This window comes from Vibrio sp. YQ_11, assembly GCF_043103065.1.
Classification (GTDB): Bacteria; Pseudomonadota; Gammaproteobacteria; order Enterobacterales; family Vibrionaceae; genus Vibrio; species Vibrio parahaemolyticus.
The window spans coordinates 21,147-37,810 of record NZ_JBICJM010000005.1 but is presented as its reverse complement, the minus strand read 5'-3'; the positions used below and the strand labels follow the sequence as shown (position 1 = coordinate 37,810).

Annotated in this window: 14 protein-coding genes; 5 read left to right on the top strand and 9 right to left on the bottom strand. The window is 45.9% G+C overall.

Going from position 1 to position 16,664, the window contains the following annotated elements:
- Positions 1-189 precede the first annotated feature (189 nt).
- Complete coding sequence (locus ACF8EG_RS00680) at positions 190-1,371, top strand: MFS transporter (RefSeq protein ID WP_069505696.1); 1,182 nt, start codon at positions 190-192, stop codon at positions 1,369-1,371.
- Positions 1,372-1,453: 82 nt separating this feature from the next.
- Here the strand turns inward: ACF8EG_RS00680 and ACF8EG_RS00675 are convergent, their stop codons facing one another.
- The 9 genes from ACF8EG_RS00675 to deoD form a co-directional block, all read right to left on the bottom strand.
- Complete coding sequence (locus ACF8EG_RS00675; protein ID WP_029844395.1) at positions 1,454-2,293, bottom strand: energy-coupling factor transporter transmembrane protein EcfT; 840 nt, start codon at positions 2,291-2,293, stop codon at positions 1,454-1,456.
- Positions 2,290-4,029, bottom strand: coding sequence for an ABC transporter ATP-binding protein (locus tag ACF8EG_RS00670; RefSeq protein ID WP_042764506.1), 1,740 nt, complete (start codon positions 4,027-4,029; stop codon positions 2,290-2,292). Before ACF8EG_RS00670 ends, ACF8EG_RS00675 begins: the two co-directional genes overlap by 4 nt.
- Before the next feature lie 6 nt (positions 4,030-4,035).
- Positions 4,036-4,584, bottom strand: a complete 549-nt coding sequence (locus ACF8EG_RS00665) for an ECF-type riboflavin transporter substrate-binding protein (protein WP_005375133.1) — start codon at positions 4,582-4,584, stop codon at positions 4,036-4,038.
- Between the two features lie 337 nt (positions 4,585-4,921).
- Positions 4,922-6,052 carry an HlyD family secretion protein gene (locus ACF8EG_RS00660; RefSeq protein WP_005478401.1) on the bottom strand — a complete coding sequence of 377 codons (1,131 nt, stop codon included), beginning with the start codon at positions 6,050-6,052 and terminating at the stop codon, positions 4,922-4,924.
- On the bottom strand, positions 6,052-6,432 hold the full coding sequence (locus tag ACF8EG_RS00655; RefSeq protein ID WP_025622344.1) for a DUF3302 domain-containing protein: 381 nt from the start codon (positions 6,430-6,432) through the stop codon (positions 6,052-6,054). Before ACF8EG_RS00655 ends, ACF8EG_RS00660 begins: the two co-directional genes overlap by 1 nt.
- A gap of 245 nt (positions 6,433-6,677) precedes the next feature.
- A complete protein-coding gene (locus tag ACF8EG_RS00650; RefSeq protein WP_005478159.1) occupies positions 6,678-8,261 on the bottom strand; it encodes a GGDEF domain-containing protein in 1,584 nt (527 codons plus the stop codon).
- A complete protein-coding gene (locus ACF8EG_RS00645) occupies positions 8,245-9,729 on the bottom strand; it encodes a hypothetical protein (protein ID WP_069505698.1) in 1,485 nt (494 codons plus the stop codon). Before ACF8EG_RS00645 ends, ACF8EG_RS00650 begins: the two co-directional genes overlap by 17 nt.
- A gap of 163 nt (positions 9,730-9,892) precedes the next feature.
- Entirely contained in the window at positions 9,893-11,362 is a 1,470-nt protein-coding gene (locus ACF8EG_RS00640) for a lactate dehydrogenase (RefSeq protein ID WP_053317708.1), read from the bottom strand.
- 68 nt (positions 11,363-11,430) lie between these two features.
- Positions 11,431-12,141, bottom strand: coding sequence for a purine-nucleoside phosphorylase (gene deoD / locus ACF8EG_RS00635; protein WP_005462930.1), 711 nt, complete (start codon positions 12,139-12,141; stop codon positions 11,431-11,433).
- A 398-nt stretch (positions 12,142-12,539) separates the two neighbouring features.
- Here deoD and ACF8EG_RS00630 point away from each other — a divergent pair, with 398 nt between their 5' ends.
- Genes ACF8EG_RS00630 through ACF8EG_RS00615 form a run of 4 tightly spaced genes read left to right on the top strand, consistent with a single transcriptional unit; the run spans position 12,540 to position 16,650 of the window.
- On the top strand, positions 12,540-13,490 hold the full coding sequence (locus tag ACF8EG_RS00630; protein WP_015313567.1) for a DUF523 and DUF1722 domain-containing protein: 951 nt from the start codon (positions 12,540-12,542) through the stop codon (positions 13,488-13,490).
- Entirely contained in the window at positions 13,480-14,292 is an 813-nt protein-coding gene (locus ACF8EG_RS00625) for a MerR family transcriptional regulator (RefSeq protein ID WP_069505700.1), read from the top strand. Before ACF8EG_RS00630 ends, ACF8EG_RS00625 begins: the two co-directional genes overlap by 11 nt.
- Before the next feature lie 9 nt (positions 14,293-14,301).
- The gene (gene phrB, locus ACF8EG_RS00620) at positions 14,302-15,717 is read left to right on the top strand and encodes a deoxyribodipyrimidine photo-lyase (RefSeq protein WP_069489762.1); all 1,416 of its coding nucleotides are present in this window, start codon (positions 14,302-14,304) and stop codon (positions 15,715-15,717) included.
- 6 nt (positions 15,718-15,723) lie between these two features.
- Positions 15,724-16,650, top strand: a complete 927-nt coding sequence (locus ACF8EG_RS00615) for a L,D-transpeptidase family protein (protein ID WP_025535247.1) — start codon at positions 15,724-15,726, stop codon at positions 16,648-16,650.
- Positions 16,651-16,664: the final 14 nt, after the last annotated feature.

Sequence of the window (16,664 nt, the reverse complement as noted above, 5' to 3'; positions counted from 1 at the left end):
CATCAACCTTTTTCTTGCCTTTTACACATCGCGCTCACTTTCATCATTGGGCGCGATGTTTTCTGTATTGGTCATATCCTCAGTGCACTTAGAATCGCAACAGTGCGTATGTGACCATAAATAATAATGATATTGCGAATTTGTTACATTTAAAGCTATGATGATGACTTCATATCTAAAGGATGCATCATGAATACCTCTTCTCACGGCTGGAGAACGCCGCAAAATTTCCTTATGTTGATCTCGATTATTGTGCCCATTGCCTTTTCTACCTGGATGGCTTTGCTGAATAACTTTGTTATTGAAAAAGCGAACTTTGATGGGGCGGACATTGGCTTATTACAAAGCGTGCGTGAGATACCGGGCTTTTTAGCCTTTACCGCCGTGTTTGTGTTGTTGTTTATCCGCGAACAACGATTCATGTTGGTGTCTTTAGCGATGCTAACGCTTGGTACAGCATTAACAGGTTACTTTCCCACTTTGTACGGTTTACTTTTTACGACCTTGTTGATGTCCACTGGTTTTCACTACTTTGAAACATTGAAGCAGTCCCTGTCTTTGCAATGGCTATCGAAAGAAGAAGCGCCAGAAATGCTAGGCAAGTTTATCTCGGTCGGCGCGCTGGCTTCGCTGTTTACCTACGGCGCGATTTGGATTTTGCTAGAGCAGCTTAAATTTGATTTCAAAACCGTGTATTTGCTGGCGGGTGGCGTTGGCTTTGTGTTGATCATCGTGATGGCACTGGCGTTTCCTCAGTTCAAAACAGCAGTGCCACAAAATAAGAAACTCGTACTGCGTAAACGCTACTGGTTGTATTACGCGCTCACTTTTATGAGTGGTGCGCGTCGACAGATTTTCACTGTATTTGCGGGCTTCCTGATGGTAGAGAAGTTTGGCTACTCTGCCGCAGACATTACCTTACTGTTTTTGATCAACTACCTGTTTAACTTTTTATTTGCCAAGCGCATTGGCCGTTTTATCGGTGTTGTCGGTGAGCGTAAGGCATTAACGTTTGAATACGTCGGTTTGATTTTCGTCTTTGTAGGCTATGGTTTGGTGCAAACGGCGGAATGGGCTGCGGCGCTGTATGTTGTCGACCACTTGTTCTTTGCGCTTGCCTTGGCGATTAAAACGTACTTCCAGAAGATTGCTGATCCGGCCGATATGGCATCGACCGCTGGCGTTGCGTTTACCATCAACCACATCGCAGCGGTGGTGATTCCCGTTACATTCGGGATGATTTGGTTAGTGTCGCCTTCTAGCGTTTTCTACATCGGAGCGGGTATGGCCGCCGTTAGCTTGTTGTTGTCACTCAATATTCCAGCGAAGCCGGAAGAGGGGAACGAAACGCGATTGTTAAGGTGGAGTTAGTGCCCACTACTCAAAAGACTAAGCCATAATCTGGATAGAAAAATGGGATGCATCGGCATCCCATTTTTATGATTATCTCGCGTTAAAACGGATACCAGAACAGTTGTGTGTCCAGAACACGCTTGCTGATAGCAGCAATCACTATCACCGCAATCCCCGCCATGCAGATCATATCGGCTTTGGTCAGGGGTTTTAGGCTGTACCAGGTGCGAGATGAGTGACGGCCGAAGCCACGCAACGTCATCGCGTTTGAGATTTGGTCGGCTCTGTCCAAACTAGAGAAAATCAGAGGGCCAAGAATCTTCGCCACGTTCTTCATACGAGTGAACAACGGAGCCTTCTTACTCAGTTCTACTCCGCGTGCTTGTTGCGCGTGCATGATGTTAACAAAGTCCTTTTTCACTTCTGGCAAGTAGCGCAGCGTTAAGCTCACGGCATAGGCGATTTTGTAAGGCACACCTAAGCGGTTCAAGCTGGCTGAAAACTCCGTCGGGTGAGTGGTAAATACAAACACCAACGCGATTGGGAACATGCTGAAGTATTTCAACGTCACTGTTACTAAGTAAAACAACGTCTCTTGTGTGAGCGAGTAATTACCGGGTAACGAGAGTAAAACCGTTGATGAGCCCATGAACTCAGTACCTTGTTGTGGCGCTAACGCGAACATAAACAGGGCATTGATCAGCAATACCGTGCCTGTACCCAGTAAAAGCGGTTTGTAGACATGAAATGGCACTTTGGTCATTTTCAGTAAGCCTAAACCAAGCCCGATCAACAGCGCGATGATTCGCAAGTCAAATGTGGTCAACACCACCGTTACCCAAGCAATGAAAAGCAAGAACTTAGTAATGCCATTCAACTTATGAAGTGGCGATTGGGTATCGATGTAGTTGATACCAAACTTCATCTTATTGTCTTTCATGCCACTGCTTTCTCTGGTTGGTTTACTTCGCCGCTTTTTTGTTGGCGGTGCGCTTTTTCTACATTGATAAAATGCTGCATAAAGCCATTGGTGTCTTCGATGCCAACTTTCGTAGCCAACTCAAACAGACTTGTTGTGGTGAGGTTCGCTTGGTCTAGTAGCTCTGGACTGCTGAATACCCGCGTCATTGGTGCATCAGCGACTAATTTACTGTCTGCAATCACGATAGAGCGCGTGGTGTATTCCAGCACTAAATGCATGTCATGAGAGATGATCATCACGGTTACGCCCAACTCGCGATTGAGCTTTTCGATGAAACTCAGCATAGATGTGTAGTTCCGGTAGTCCTGACCTGCCGTCGGTTCATCAAGGATCAGAAGCTCTGGCTCCAAGACCAAAATTGACGCAATGGTTACGCGCTTTTTCTGGCCGTAGCTCAATGCTTCGATTGGCCAGTGACGGTATTTGCTCAAACCGCACAGCTCAAGGACTTCAAGTACCTTAGCTTCGATTTGTTTCTCTTCAACGCCACGATTACGGAGGCCGAAGGCCACTTCGTCGAAAATCATGTGATGGGAAATCATGTGATTCGGGTTTTGCATCACCACGCCCACTTTCTGGCTGCGCTCGAAGATGGTCAGTTCGTTTAGATCTTGACCATTCATGCTCATTGAGCCGCTATCCGCTTCAATAACGCCCATAATCAGTTTGGTGATGGTCGATTTACCCGAGCCATTTTTGCCAAGTACAGAGACAAACTCGCCACGCTTGATGTCAAAACTCACGTCTTCTAGCGCGTTTTTCTCACCGTCGTAAGAATAGGTGAGGCCACGGACTTCAAGCAAAGTCTCGGCTGGCGTTTTAGGTGGTTGTACTGTTGAACCATCAAACCATGCTTGTACTGCTGGTTTATATTGCTCCAACGGTAAGGTAGTTAAGCTAGAAGGTTTTGCATCGCCCTCAATCGCGCAGCCTGCTTCTTTCAGAGCCGAAATATAAAGCGGTTCGCGGATGCCGTAATCTTCTAGCAGAGGCGACGCTAAAATTTCATCTGGCGTTGTATCGGCAATGATTTCGCCGCTTTCCATCAAGATAATACGGTCAACTGAGCGATGCAGAACGTCCTCAAGACGATGCTCAATGATTACGATGGTTTTGCCCGTTTCGCGGTGTAGATCATCGATGATCTCGATGGTTTTTTTACCCGTTTTAGGGTCAAGCGCAGCTAGAGGTTCATCAAACAAAAGGATATCGACGTCATCGACGAGAATGCCTGCCAAAGAAACACGCTGTTTCTGCCCGCCAGATAAATCGTGGGGAGAGCGATCTAACATCTGTTCCAAGTCGACCATTTTGGCCGTGGCTTTGACCAATGGGTACATGTCGATGTTAGAAGTTAGCTGGTTTTCCAGCGCAAATGCGATGTCTTCGCCAATGCTCAAGCCGACAAATTGGCTGTCCGTATCTTGCAGTACGGTGCCAACTTGCTCAGTGTATTGGTGCATGTCGAAAGGGGCGGTGTCTTGACCATTGATGGTCAATGTTCCACTGGTTTCCCCTTTGATTGCGTGTGGGATCAGTCCGTTAAGACATTGCCCAAGGGTAGATTTACCACTACCACTTGGACCAATAATGACGATTTTCTCTCCTTTCTCTATCCTTAGATTGATATTTTTTAGCGTCGGTTTGTCCAGCGACTCATATCTAAAAGAGAAGTTAGAAAATTCGATTGTCATTCGACATTAAGCCTCTGTTAAGTTACGGCTTTGCTTGTTACGTTTAGCGACAGACTTAAGAATGAAGAAGCCAACAATAGCAATAAGAATGGTGTTACCGATCGCGATAATAGAAAGCTGGGTAAACACTTTAGTGAACGGTTCTGCGTACAAAATCGTGTCGAGGAATGCAGAGCAACCGTAACCAAATACGTTGCCTAATAGTGCAAGTACCACGAATAACGCGAAGTCTTTCATATTGAAATCACCTTTCTCCAAACGGTAGCGCGTTAGAGAGGGGAATAGACCGATAATCAAACCAACAATACCTGAACCAAGTACCCAAGTGAGCCATACGCCCCAACCTGCAAATAGGTCGGTGACCCAGTGGCCAATAAAACCAACCAAAAAGCCAACAAGTGGGCCAAATAGTACTGAGAACAATGCTAATACTGCCATTGCTGGTTTTAGCGTTGTGTTTGCAAACACAGGGATGCCAAACATAGGTAAGCCACCGATGCCGTAAAGTGCAGCACCAATTGCAATAACCACAACGGTTTTAGCAGAAAGATTCATAGATAACCTCAGTTCAATTGTCGATTTTAAAGAACGTTCATTTATATTGTTGGAAAGCATTGGTTATTTGATTGTGTAACATATATCCAAAACAACCAAGCTGCTTATTGTTTGCTCTATTTTTCTTCAGGAAATGTGTGATTTGATTCACGTATCCCTTTGACTGGCTTTGTTTTTTAGCAAGCATTAAAAATAAGGCGCGCATTATACAGAATATTGATAAAAGTGGGAATGCTATCTGTCTGGATGGCTAGAATGAAATCGGAGGCTGATTGTCAGCCCCCGATTACACTTTTTGATGCTATTTTCATCGATAAATGAATGAGCTAGCAGTTCATTAATGGTCTAGGTACAAATAGTTCTGCCAGCTCTTCATGCGAATAAGCACTTTGCGCATTACTGATACGTGAGTAAAGCTGTCTGAGTAAACTGCGACTTCAACCGCAGTACCCATTGGCAGGTGGTATTCGCTCAAATCGTCCGTGATTTTTAGCTTCGCAAATACACGTCCGCTCGTGCGCAAGGCATCGGTACCTAGTAGAGCACCTCTGGCTTGAATTTGACTTTCACCAATGGCCGGAATCACGTCAATGACTTCGCCACGGAACACTTTGCCCGGAATTGCGCGGAACATAAATTCTGCTTCAAAGCCCGGCTTCAAACGTTGTAGCGAGTTTTGTCTGAACGCTGCGGTGTACGTAATGTCTTCGGTATGTACGAAGGTCATTGCAGGAGCAAGCGGTAACGGCACAGCCATCACGCCAGGACGCAAAGCCAATTGCGTAACGTAACCATCGGTTGGCGCACGAACGATAGTTTGTTCTAGGTTAAACTCTGCTTTACGCAGCTCTGCGAGAAGTTGCGCGACTTGAGTGTTTTCACCACCAATTTCAGAGTCCAGAGCGATTTGCGCTTGTTCTTGTTGCAAAATCGCAACGTCTAGCATGGCTTCTGCCGCTTTATACGCTTGGCGTCGAGTATCTAAATCTTGTTCAGTAAACGCGCCGCGATCAAAGCCTCTTTGATATCGGCTAAACTCTCTTTGCGCTTTATCTCTATCAGCTTGTGCTTTTAAAACTGCAGCTTCTGCTTCTCTTAGATCAGACTCTAAACCCAACGCACCTTGGCTTGCTTCTTTGACTTTCGCTTCAAGGCGAGCGACCTCCGCTTCAAATGGCACAGGGTCTATTTTGAAAAGAATATCGCCAGTTTTGAGCGGTTGGTTCGCTTGAACTGGCACTTCCACAACGCGGCCTCGTACACCAGAGACGATAGGCGTAGTTGGGAACACTTGGTTACCTAACTGAGTAAATGGGTGGTTGTAGTTCATAAGCAGCACAAGTGTGCCCACCAACACTACACCACCAAGTACGGCTGTCGGGACCGTCCATTTGTTTAGAGGAATATTGAAGATTTTAAAAATGGCGATACAAAGAGCTGCGTAAGTCAGAATCAGCAATAAATCCATTATTCGTCCTCTTTACTTTGTTCAGTCAAAGGCTTTTGCTGAATCTTTTGTTGTTTCAACATCGATACTTCGTTTTTGAGTGCGTTGACTTCGTCGATGAGTTCTTCAAGACGGTGATGAATGTCGTGTGTTTCTTGCTCAAGTTGTTTGAAACCCCAACCACGCTCTTTGCGCCACAATGTTGCCCATATCCAAAGGAATGGCCAAAGTGCGTGCAGTGTGAACAGGCTGACCCAACCTGCGTAGTGGATTGCGTCTTGGTGCGGGTGTTCACGCTCTTTAGCAATTTCATACGGGATGTCATGGATAACAATGATTCCGTAGAAGATAACTAAAGCAACGAAGATGAGTAACCCAAGTGCAAAATAGTCTAGAAACATCTTACTTACCTGTGCTTGTTGCGAATTGGAAAAACTTACGTAAATTAACGGTTTAAGTATTTGTCTTAACTATAGATGAATCAAGCGGTTTTTATGTGCGAATTATGTTTATGCGATATAAGTACGTACTGATAGTTGTAGGCAAGTTAGGCGAGATTGAGTACAGGTTTAAACAAAAAGTGAATAGGTTCGGGTAGGGCTGATAAAAAGCATGATAAAGCCCCAGATTTCAACTGGGGCGTGGCTTAAAGTTCGGTACAGACTTGGTTTCGGCCATTGGCTTTGGCACGATACAAGGCTTTATCGGCGCGGTAGAAGGTGCGCTGAGTGTTTTCCCCTTCGCGATGGAGTGTAATACCGATGGAAACGGTTAGGCCGCGTTCGCCAAGAATGTCTCGCCATGCATATTTAAAAATACGCTCGCGGTAGTTTTCAGCGTGCATTTCTGCGCGTTCTAATTGGCTGTTCTCAAGAATTACAAGGAACTCTTCACCACCAAATCGCACGCACGATGCACCTTTAAATTTGAAGTAGGCTGCCAGCTCCTGTGACACACTTTTGATCGCTTTGTCACCCACCAAATGGCTCAGTTCGTCATTGATGGATTTGAAGTGATCGATGTCGATGACCATCAATGCGAATGGAGTGTCGTGCAGCAACATGTCTTTCAGTTTTACCTCTAACCAGCGGCGGTTGTGCAACGAGGTAAGGGGATCGGTAAATACGTCTTGTTGTAACTGAGCTACGGTATTTTTGTGTTGTTTGGTCGTCTCTTTAAGCTCTTTGTTTTCAATCTCAGACAGAATGAGCTTTAACTGCAATTCAAAGCGAGACAATCGACGCAGTTGAGCCGCGCCCAATTCGCTGATTGGGATGTGTTTTATTAAGTCTGATTCAATACGAAAAGCGCGTTTCTCACAGCTTAAAGCTTGCTGAAACTGCCCTTGTGACGCACTGACTTTGCTCATTGCGTTGTAAAAACGTTTCGCCAGAATTGGCGAAGAATGCTTTTTAATTCGCTTCCCAATGGACTCCAACAGCAAATTAGCCAACGAAGTGTGGCCAACACCATTCAAGCAATAGGCCGTTTCAATTTTGACCATGGTTGAGAGCCAATAGGTGGTCGCACTTCCGGTGGTGTACTTAATGCTGGATATGGAGAGCAGCGCTTCGGAATACTCTTCTTGCAGACGATGTAATTTAGCGCGATACAAATGCGTTTGAGCGGCGAGGTTTTTGTCGCTTACTAGGATGCTGAGCTCTTCACATTCACCCAATAATTCGCTGGCTTCGGCCACGCGTTTTAGACTGATGTAACAGGCGAGCATATACAGTTTGTAACGCAAACGAAGTGAGCGACTGCTGATGGCGTGATCAATCGCGTCGATCTTTTGGTAGTAACGTAGAGCACGGTTGTGATCGCCATAAGCATCACACAAGTTGCCCATGCCAATGATCGCTAAAACGTATTCGTCGATAAAACCGTATTCCACTGCGATGTTGGTGGAGGCGATGTACTCGGTGAGGGCAGAGTTGTAATCACCAACTTCAACTAAGCGTTCGCTTAAACTTGCTTTGACCGACAGTATATCTTCGACATCCTCAGGTAATGAGAGCAGCTCTAATGCTTGTCTGAGCTCTTCGATACTGTCACAAAGCTGTTTGATTTCGCGGCGGTATTCTGCGCTGATAATTAGGCAATGTGCTTTTTCACGGCTGGTGGACGCAATGTGTCGACCGATATGTTCCCAAAGCGTGATGGCTTCTTCCCCAGAAACAGAAGAAGGATCGATGCCTGCGTCAGTGACTTTGCTAAGCAGTAGTTCCATTCTTCATTACCTCAATATAGCTTTCTTCCAACTGCTCTAAAGTAAATGGGAAAGTCAGGATGTCTTGTAAATACAATGTCGGTTTTGGCCCTTTGAGGCCACGTCGTTCCCATGGATAAATGTCTAACATGGCATGCACGGTTCGGTAGAGCTCTTCTGCGGCTTGATCTTTTTCGGCAATCAACATAGCGAGTCGATCGCTAGATAGGCGTGAAATGAGATCGCTTGGCATCGTTAATGAGTGAACCAGTTCAGTACAAGCATCGAGAAACGCAGGATTGGAGTGGCGAATCATGATCACCGCATGGTTAGAGCGTTTAAGCTCAGTCTTAAATAGAACCAGTTGTTCCCACCAGTACGTTTCAGAAACGACGTTAGAAAACTGCTTTTCGGGATCGTATTCATGTTGAGAGCGAATACGATTGATGAGCTTGCGAGCACGTTGTTCTAGCTGGCGTTTTGAGCCGCGCGCTTTATCCATGCTGACACGATTGGTCTGCTCTTTGAGCATTTTCAGTGCATGTTTGCGGTATTTTTTAAACGCATTAAATGCCGCTTCGAAATCGCCTTGCTCTTCAGCAACGCGAGATTGCTGAAAACAGATCTGACTTAGCAGTTCGCCGTTATCGAAATTAAGCGCGGATTCTTCTGCGGCAAGCAACAACTCGGCTGCGCTGTCCGTGTTTTTACGCAGTAGCTCTAGTCTTGCTCGACTGATGAAAGAGTGTGCTTTCATCCACGTTAGATCGTGCTCAATGGCCAGTTTGTGCGCTTTTTGGGTTGCTTCTTCCGCGGCGTCTAGGCGTTCTAAGCCAAGGAGTGCCAAGCCTTTAAAGTCCCAAATTTCGGCTTGCCAAGTGCTGTCTTCATGGTCTTTGAGCACTTCTGTTGCGCCATCAAGTACCGTTAGCATCTCAATAAAGTTGTTGAGGAGGTAGTAGTCCCAAGCAAGCAGAATGCGAGCTTTACCTTCTAACCATGCAATTCGGACGTTATTTGCCACTTTAACTGCAAGCTCATGAGTCGATGCGGCAAGTTTGTGTTCGTTGGTGATGCGCCAAACATTGCCAAGACCAATCAGGGATTCAATCTGAATCTCAATGTCATCGACCAAAGCCGATTGCTCCAAGGCATTAATCCAATATTGCTGCGCCGAGTAATATTTGGCTTGTCCCCAGTATTGAAGGGCGAAGATATGCAGAATTTCTGGAAGGTGATCGTCGGTGTCCAGTTGGATTTGCTTATTGTAGGCGTCTTTGATGAATTTCAGCCCTTGGCGATATTCCATCAAACACCAACAACTGTGCGCCATGACGAGTAACGCTTTGATTTCACCGTCAATAAACAGTATTTGTTCCGCGCGAATGCGGCACTGCTCGGCGAGGCGAAGAGTGCGTTCAGGGTGCGTTTTCACTTGCCCTTTGAGTGAGTTCAGCTCGTCTTCTAGCTGAATTTGGGTTTTATCCAACGTTCACATCCATGACTATCGAACTGGAATTTACACCTAAATAATAAGTGGTTAGATGCGTACTTCATTACGAGTGCAGCATGAAAGCCACATCATAAAATATCAGGTGCCGTAATGTATACCGTCACTGCCCCTAATTACCACATCTAAATGAGTTAAATAGTTACGATAGGAGCTGCTTAATGGTTAGAGGTGCGTCAGTGACTTCTAGCCTTTGTGCGGCAGTAAGACCTTGTTTGTCCTGATAGCACAAATTATGCCAAGCTCTGAATATATCTAAAAGAGGTAAAATTCCGGCAGGTCGCAATTTGCGACGTGGCTCGTTAATGAAACTTTCGAACAACAGCTGGAAGCGATTTTGATAGAACTGCACATGGCGAGTTGTTGCAACGTTAAACCACTTTTCTGGTTCATTTTTATCGCCAGCAAGGTAGCAAATGCCTTTGTGGCTTTCGCCTTGACTGGAGATCGCCCAGCGATCGCGCCACCAACTCATGTAGGCAATATCCACTTTGCCAAACGGAGCGGTCATGTCCCAGCCAGCGTCTTCTTCTACATACATCAGATCGACGTTTTTCTCTTGAATACGAGACAAACAAACGCTCAACGCTGCAGAGCGGAGCAGGGGATCTTGTGGCATGTAAATCGAAACCCGCTTGTTAGGGCAACACATATCAAGTACATGCAAATAGTGCGCGTACGAGGTGTAAGGAGGACGAACTAACGCGCCTTTCGATGGGTAATGAAATACCGATAAGTTACCGAGCGGATCTTCGACGTTACCACGAGCCAAAATCGTTTGGTATTTTTGGTCAATGCGCTCTCTAAGGTGACTAGAAGGTTCCGCTGGTGGCTCACTTGCTTCCGCTGTGTACTCTTGAGAGACAAAACGAGAAACTTCGTCGTACGGGTTGTGATCCAGCGTCGCGATAGGTTCTTCATCCGAAGAGTAGTTCACGTGTTGGCAAAGAATGTAGCCCGAGTGCGCTTCACCAGACACAATCCAGTACACTCCATTATTGCTGTGTGGCTGCAAGGCAATGTAGCTGGAAGCCAACTCGTAGTGACTGGCGTGATTAACCCAACGAGCATCAATGGTCGCGAGCTTACGACGACAACGACTGGCGATGTGGTCAACGTGATCATAAAACGTTTTTGGGTTGATGCTGAGTTTGCGGCAAATTTCGCGCACGGAATAACCGGTGAACAAAAGGCCCATCAGGTTTTCTTGAAACTGCAGCTTTTTATTGGCGCCAGACCATTTATCGACAAAAGTACTTTGGCACGCTTTACAACGGTAACGTTGACGATCGCCACTGTAACCGAATGCGTGATAGAGGTGTTTATGAGTGTGGACAGAGAGTCCGAAGTTGTCACACGCGTCGTTGCGACAAGCAGGTAGCCCGTCACTGTGGACGTGTCGGAGGCGATGAAGCTCGTTCACGACATCGCGGTTGTTAAGTAAGGGGGGGAAAGCTCCACATTCACGGCATACCATCGCCGGACGCTTAGGGTTCGCATGTTGCAGAACGTAACGCTTTGCATCACTCAATCCAAAGTTGTCACACGCCAATGTTTTACAAAAGTTGAGTTGTAACCCATCTGCGTCTTTTGGCAGTTCGCCGTTAGACACAATCGCCCCCTCGGGATAATTCGGGCAGCCAGTCAGGCACTGGCTGCAAATTATTACTTAATAACTTCTTAGATGTTGATTGCTGTTTCAAGTGCAACTTTCATCATGTCGTTGAACGACTTTTGGCGCTCTTCTGAGCTTAGTTTTTCGCCACGGATGATGTGGTCAGAAACCGTTAGGATAGTTAGAGCTTTCGCGCCTAGGTCTGCAGCTACGCCGTAGATACCTGCCGCTTCCATGTCTACACCTAGGATGCCTAGTTTTTCCATCTTCTCGAAGATGTCTGCTTCTGGTGTGTAGAACAGGTCTGCAGAGAATACGTTACCTACTTTCACTGGCACTTCTTGAGCGCGAGCTTGCTTAACCGCTTCTTCTAGAAGGCTGAAGTCAGCAATTGCAGCGAAATCGTGGTTGTTGAAACGGATACGGTTAACTTTTGAGTCTGTAGAAGCACCCATACCGATAACAACGTCCATTAGGTTAACGTCGTCACGTACCGCGCCACAGCTACCTACACGGATAACGTTTTTCACGCCGTATTCAGCGATTAGCTCGTGTACGTAGATACAGCATGAAGGGATACCCATACCGTGACCCATTACAGACACTTTTTTACCTTTGTAAGTGCCAGTAAAGCCGAACATGTTGCGAACGTCACAAACTTGCTTCACATCTTCAAGGAAAGTTTCTGCAATGTATTTAGCACGCAAAGGGTCGCCTGGCATTAGAACTGTTTCAGCGAAATCACCTGGTTGTGCGTTGATGTGTGGGGTTGCCATAAGTGCTCTCCAAAGTTTTGTTCTGATAAAACGCATCTATTATAGGATGCTATTACCAATTCTGTTGAACTTGTTCGTTTTCGTTGAGGCAATAATATCGGGACGTACAGTGATCCCTTGAGAGGTTAGTCACAAAAACCACCCTTTTCGAAACTAACCAAGCCATTGATAACTAAATCTGTTGAAAGCAAAAAGGCAATCGATTTGCTTTTGAGCGATTTGTTGATTGCGCACACAAAACAGCCAAAGAAAAAGATAAATATTTTTTAAATCGAGCTGATCGAAATCGCGGAGGAGTAAGTAAAACGATTAAATTGTACAATTAATTTTCTTGTACAATTTAGGGTGGTTTGCTATAAGTTATACAACTAAATTTTTTGTACAGGGGTGGCGTTGCTATGGAATCTTCAATCAAAGTAGGTATCAGTTCTTGCGTGTTAGGTGAACGCGTGCGTTTCGACTCTGGTCATAAAGTCAGTAACTTTGTGACTAAAGAGCTTAGCAATTATTTTGACTTTGTTTCTGTATGTCCAGAGGTGGGGGTCGGCATGCCGGTGCCACGCCCGACGATTCGTTTAATCAGTAATGAAGAACGCATCGCGTTGGTTGAAACGAAAAATCCCGACAATGATCACACAGATAACATGCTGACTTACTCTGCAAATAAAGTGGACGAGCTTCAAAATGAGCAATTGTGTGGTTACATCGTTTGTGCCAAATCACCAACATGCGGTATGGAACGAGTAAAAGTGTATAGCAAAAACAACGCTGCAAAAGAAGGGGTTGGTCTTTACACGAAAACGTTGATGGAAAAAATGCCGTGGTTACCTGTCGAAGAAGATGGACGCTTAAATGATCCCGTTCTTAAAGAGAACTTCATTACTCGCATTTACTGTCTCAACGATTTTTATGAATCGATGGCAGGTGAGCCGACACGCGGTAAGATCATCGATTTCCATTCTCGTTATAAGCTAACGCTTATGGCGCATCATCCAGAGTCGTATCGATCTTTGGGGCGCTTAGTCGCAGATGTTGCCAGCTATGAGATTGACGAGTTTTACCGAGAATACCGATTAGGTCTGATGACGGCGCTATCGAACCGTGCCAGTCGCAAAAACAACACGAATGTGTTGATGCATCTTCAAGGGTATTTCAAACGCTCTCTAAACAAAGATGAAAAAGAAGAACTCGCGACCGTGATTCAAGACTATCGTACTGGCACGCTGCCATTGCTCGCGCCACTAACATTAATTAAACACTATCTAAATGCTTATCCAGATGAATATCTGCAAAAACAGAAGTTTTTAGAGCCACACCCGCAGGAGATGAGATTACGCTATGGTTTGTAGTTCAGAAGAAAAACTATACGCAATTCGAGATGTTGCAGAGATTACGGGCGTTAAGCCTGTGACGCTGAGAGCGTGGCAAAGACGCTATAACCTAATCCAACCGCAAAGAACGGAAAAAGGGCATCGCTTATATTGCCAGCAAGATCTCGATACGATTCGTGAAATTCAAGGTTGGTTATCCAAAGGCATTGCGATCGGCAAAGTGAAAGGATTGCTCGGCCAATCGGATGTAGAAATCAGTGCAGAAAACCATACGCTTGAAGAAGTGGAAACCGTACTGTCTGCGTTGTCGCAACTCAATCGTGGCAAAACGGAAAGCGTCCTTTCATCGGTATTGAAAGAGTACCCGCTCAACTTAGTCGTAGATCAGTTTATCAATCCTGTGTTCGAAGCATTGGATTTGGTTAAGGGCTCGCTGCGCTCGTTGCAGATGGGATTGTTCCAAACCTGTTTAATCACGCGTTTGGCATTGGTGATCGATTCTGAAAACAAAGCATCTACTAAGGGGAAATGCCTGTTGATCAGCTTTGAACAAAGTCGAGATGCGGAAAGCTGGATTCAGGCGGCGAAGTTGTGTGAGCAAGGTTACCACATCACCTTAATCGACAAGGTGGACGACGTTTCTGGCTTGGTGGATCACGACGTGATTGAACGCTACCAGCGTGTTTATGTGTTCTCGAATAAAGCGCTACCTGCCAAGCAAGTGGAAGCATTCAAAGCGCTGTTAGCGCGTTATCCTGAGCAAGTGCAGTGTTCGGAAGTTATTGAGAAACTTCATCTTGCACAAACACATATTCAGTAAGGAGACCACATGATTCTGGTTTGGTTTAGGCGTGATTTACGCACGTTAGACCACACGGCGTTAAAGGCGGCACTTGATACAGGACAACCTGTTGTTGCTTGTTTTATTGCAACGCCAGAACAGTGGCAAGAGCACCACATGGCGCCGATGCAGGCGGATTTAATCGCTAGGCGTCTTGAGCATGTTCATCAAGAGCTCACAGAGCTAAACATTCCTCTTCTGTATAAAGAAGTTCCGCGTTTTAACGACTGTACACAAGTCATTTGCGATTGGGCGGATAAGCTCAACGCAACAGCGGTAATGGTCAACATCAATTATGAAGTGAATGAAGTTGAGTTGGATAGAAAGGTATCTCAAACACTGGATAATCGTGGGGTAGAGTTTCACGCCTTTCACGACAAATGCGTTCATGCGCCAACGACCGTACTCAACAAGCAAGGAGAGTATTTCAAAGTATTTACGCCATTCAAACGAGCATGGTTGCAAAAGTTTTCCTTGCCAACGGTATCCAAGCCTCAGAGACAAAATGAACTGCCTAGTGAGCAGTTAGAAGCGGTAAAACAAGACGGTTTTGATGCCGATTTTACGTTCTCTTATCCGAGGGAATCGAGCGAAGCTTGGTGTGCATCGACCAACGACATTCTCAAGCAATTGAGGACGTTTGCACGCGAGCGTAGTGATGGTTACCAGATGAAGCGAGATTTCCCCGCTATCGATGGTACGAGTCAGCTCTCGCCTTATCTTGCCATCGGAGCATTGTCGCCAAGACAGTGCATCGCGAGGTTGTATGCTGAGAATCCACAACCAGATTTGTCAGAAGGCAAAGCAACGTGGCTGAGCGAGATCATTTGGCGTGAGTTCTACCAGCACTTATTGGTGTTTGAACCTAAACTTGTCAAAGGTCGTGGATTCATCGACTGGGAAGATAAAATTCAATGGTCTTACGATGAGCAAGCTTTTGAATGTTGGAAAACGGGGACGACTGGATATCCAATTGTTGATGCGGCAATGCGTCAGCTCAATCAAACTGGCTGGATGCACAACCGACTTCGTATGATTGTCGCAAGCTTTCTTACCAAGGATTTACATATCGACTGGCGCTGGGGCGAAGAATACTTTATGAGCAAGCTCGTCGACGGCGACTTTGCGGCAAATAATGGTGGGTGGCAGTGGTCGGCATCGACTGGCTGTGATGGCCAACCATACTTCCGTATCTTCAATCCAATAAGCCAAGGCGAGAAGTTTGATTCCGACGGTCAGTTCGTGCGTCATTGGGTTCCAGAAATTAAGAGTGTGCCGAATAAGTTCGTCCATAAACCATGGACTTGGGAGGGGTTTTCTTTACTGGAATATCACAAGCCGATGGTTGATCACAAGGTTGAAAGAGAGATAACCTTACGGCTCTTTAAAAGTGCCAAGGAATAGAGTGAAATGCTTAGCAAAAAGCGATCAATGAGTTTTGCAAAACGAACCCTGTTATCTGTCTCGTTATCATTAGTGAGTGGATTGTCATTCGCCAAAATGTACGAGTTACCAGAGGACGGCAGCCGTTTGATTGGTCGCATTGAAAACCACGTCGTGCAAGAAGGCGAGACCATGGCAAACATCGCCAAGCATTACGACGTGGGCATGCTAGCGTTGATGGCAGCGAACAAAGGCGTTGATCCATTTCTTCCTCAAGAAGGGCGCGTGCTTACTATTCCATCTCAACTTATTCTTCCTGAAGTTCCTCACCAAGGCATCGTGATTAACTTGGCAGAGCTGCGTTTGTACTACTTCCCAGAGGGCGAAGATGTGGTGCATGTTTTCCCTGTTGGTATTGGCCGAATTGGGCGAGATACACCAGTGATGACAACCAGCATCAGCCAAAAACGTCCGAACCCAACATGGACGCCACCTGCGTCTATTCGTGCCGAATACAGAGCGAAAGGGGTGGATTTACCTGCGGTTGTACCAGCAGGCCCCGACAACCCGCTTGGGTTGTTTGCACTTCGTCTAGCTTACGGAAATGGTGAGTACCTTATTCACGGTACCAACAAAGATTTCGGCATCGGAATGCGCGTGAGTGCTGGTTGCATTCGTATGGACCCAAGTGATATCGAATGGTTGTTCGACAAGGTTCGTCGTGGTGAAAAAGTAAACATCATCAATCAGCCAGTGAAAGTGTCACTAGAGCCGGATCGTAGTGTGTTTGTGGAAGCGCATGAACCGTTAACTCGCAGCAATGGCGAGAAAGATCATTTACAAGTTCCGAAAGAATTGGGCTGGTGGCTAAATGAATTTGGATTGACGAATGTGAAAGCGAAAGCCGTTATTGCCGCTCAGAATGGGGTCCCAGTAGAAATAACCGCGCCTTAACGGGCGTTAAAGCG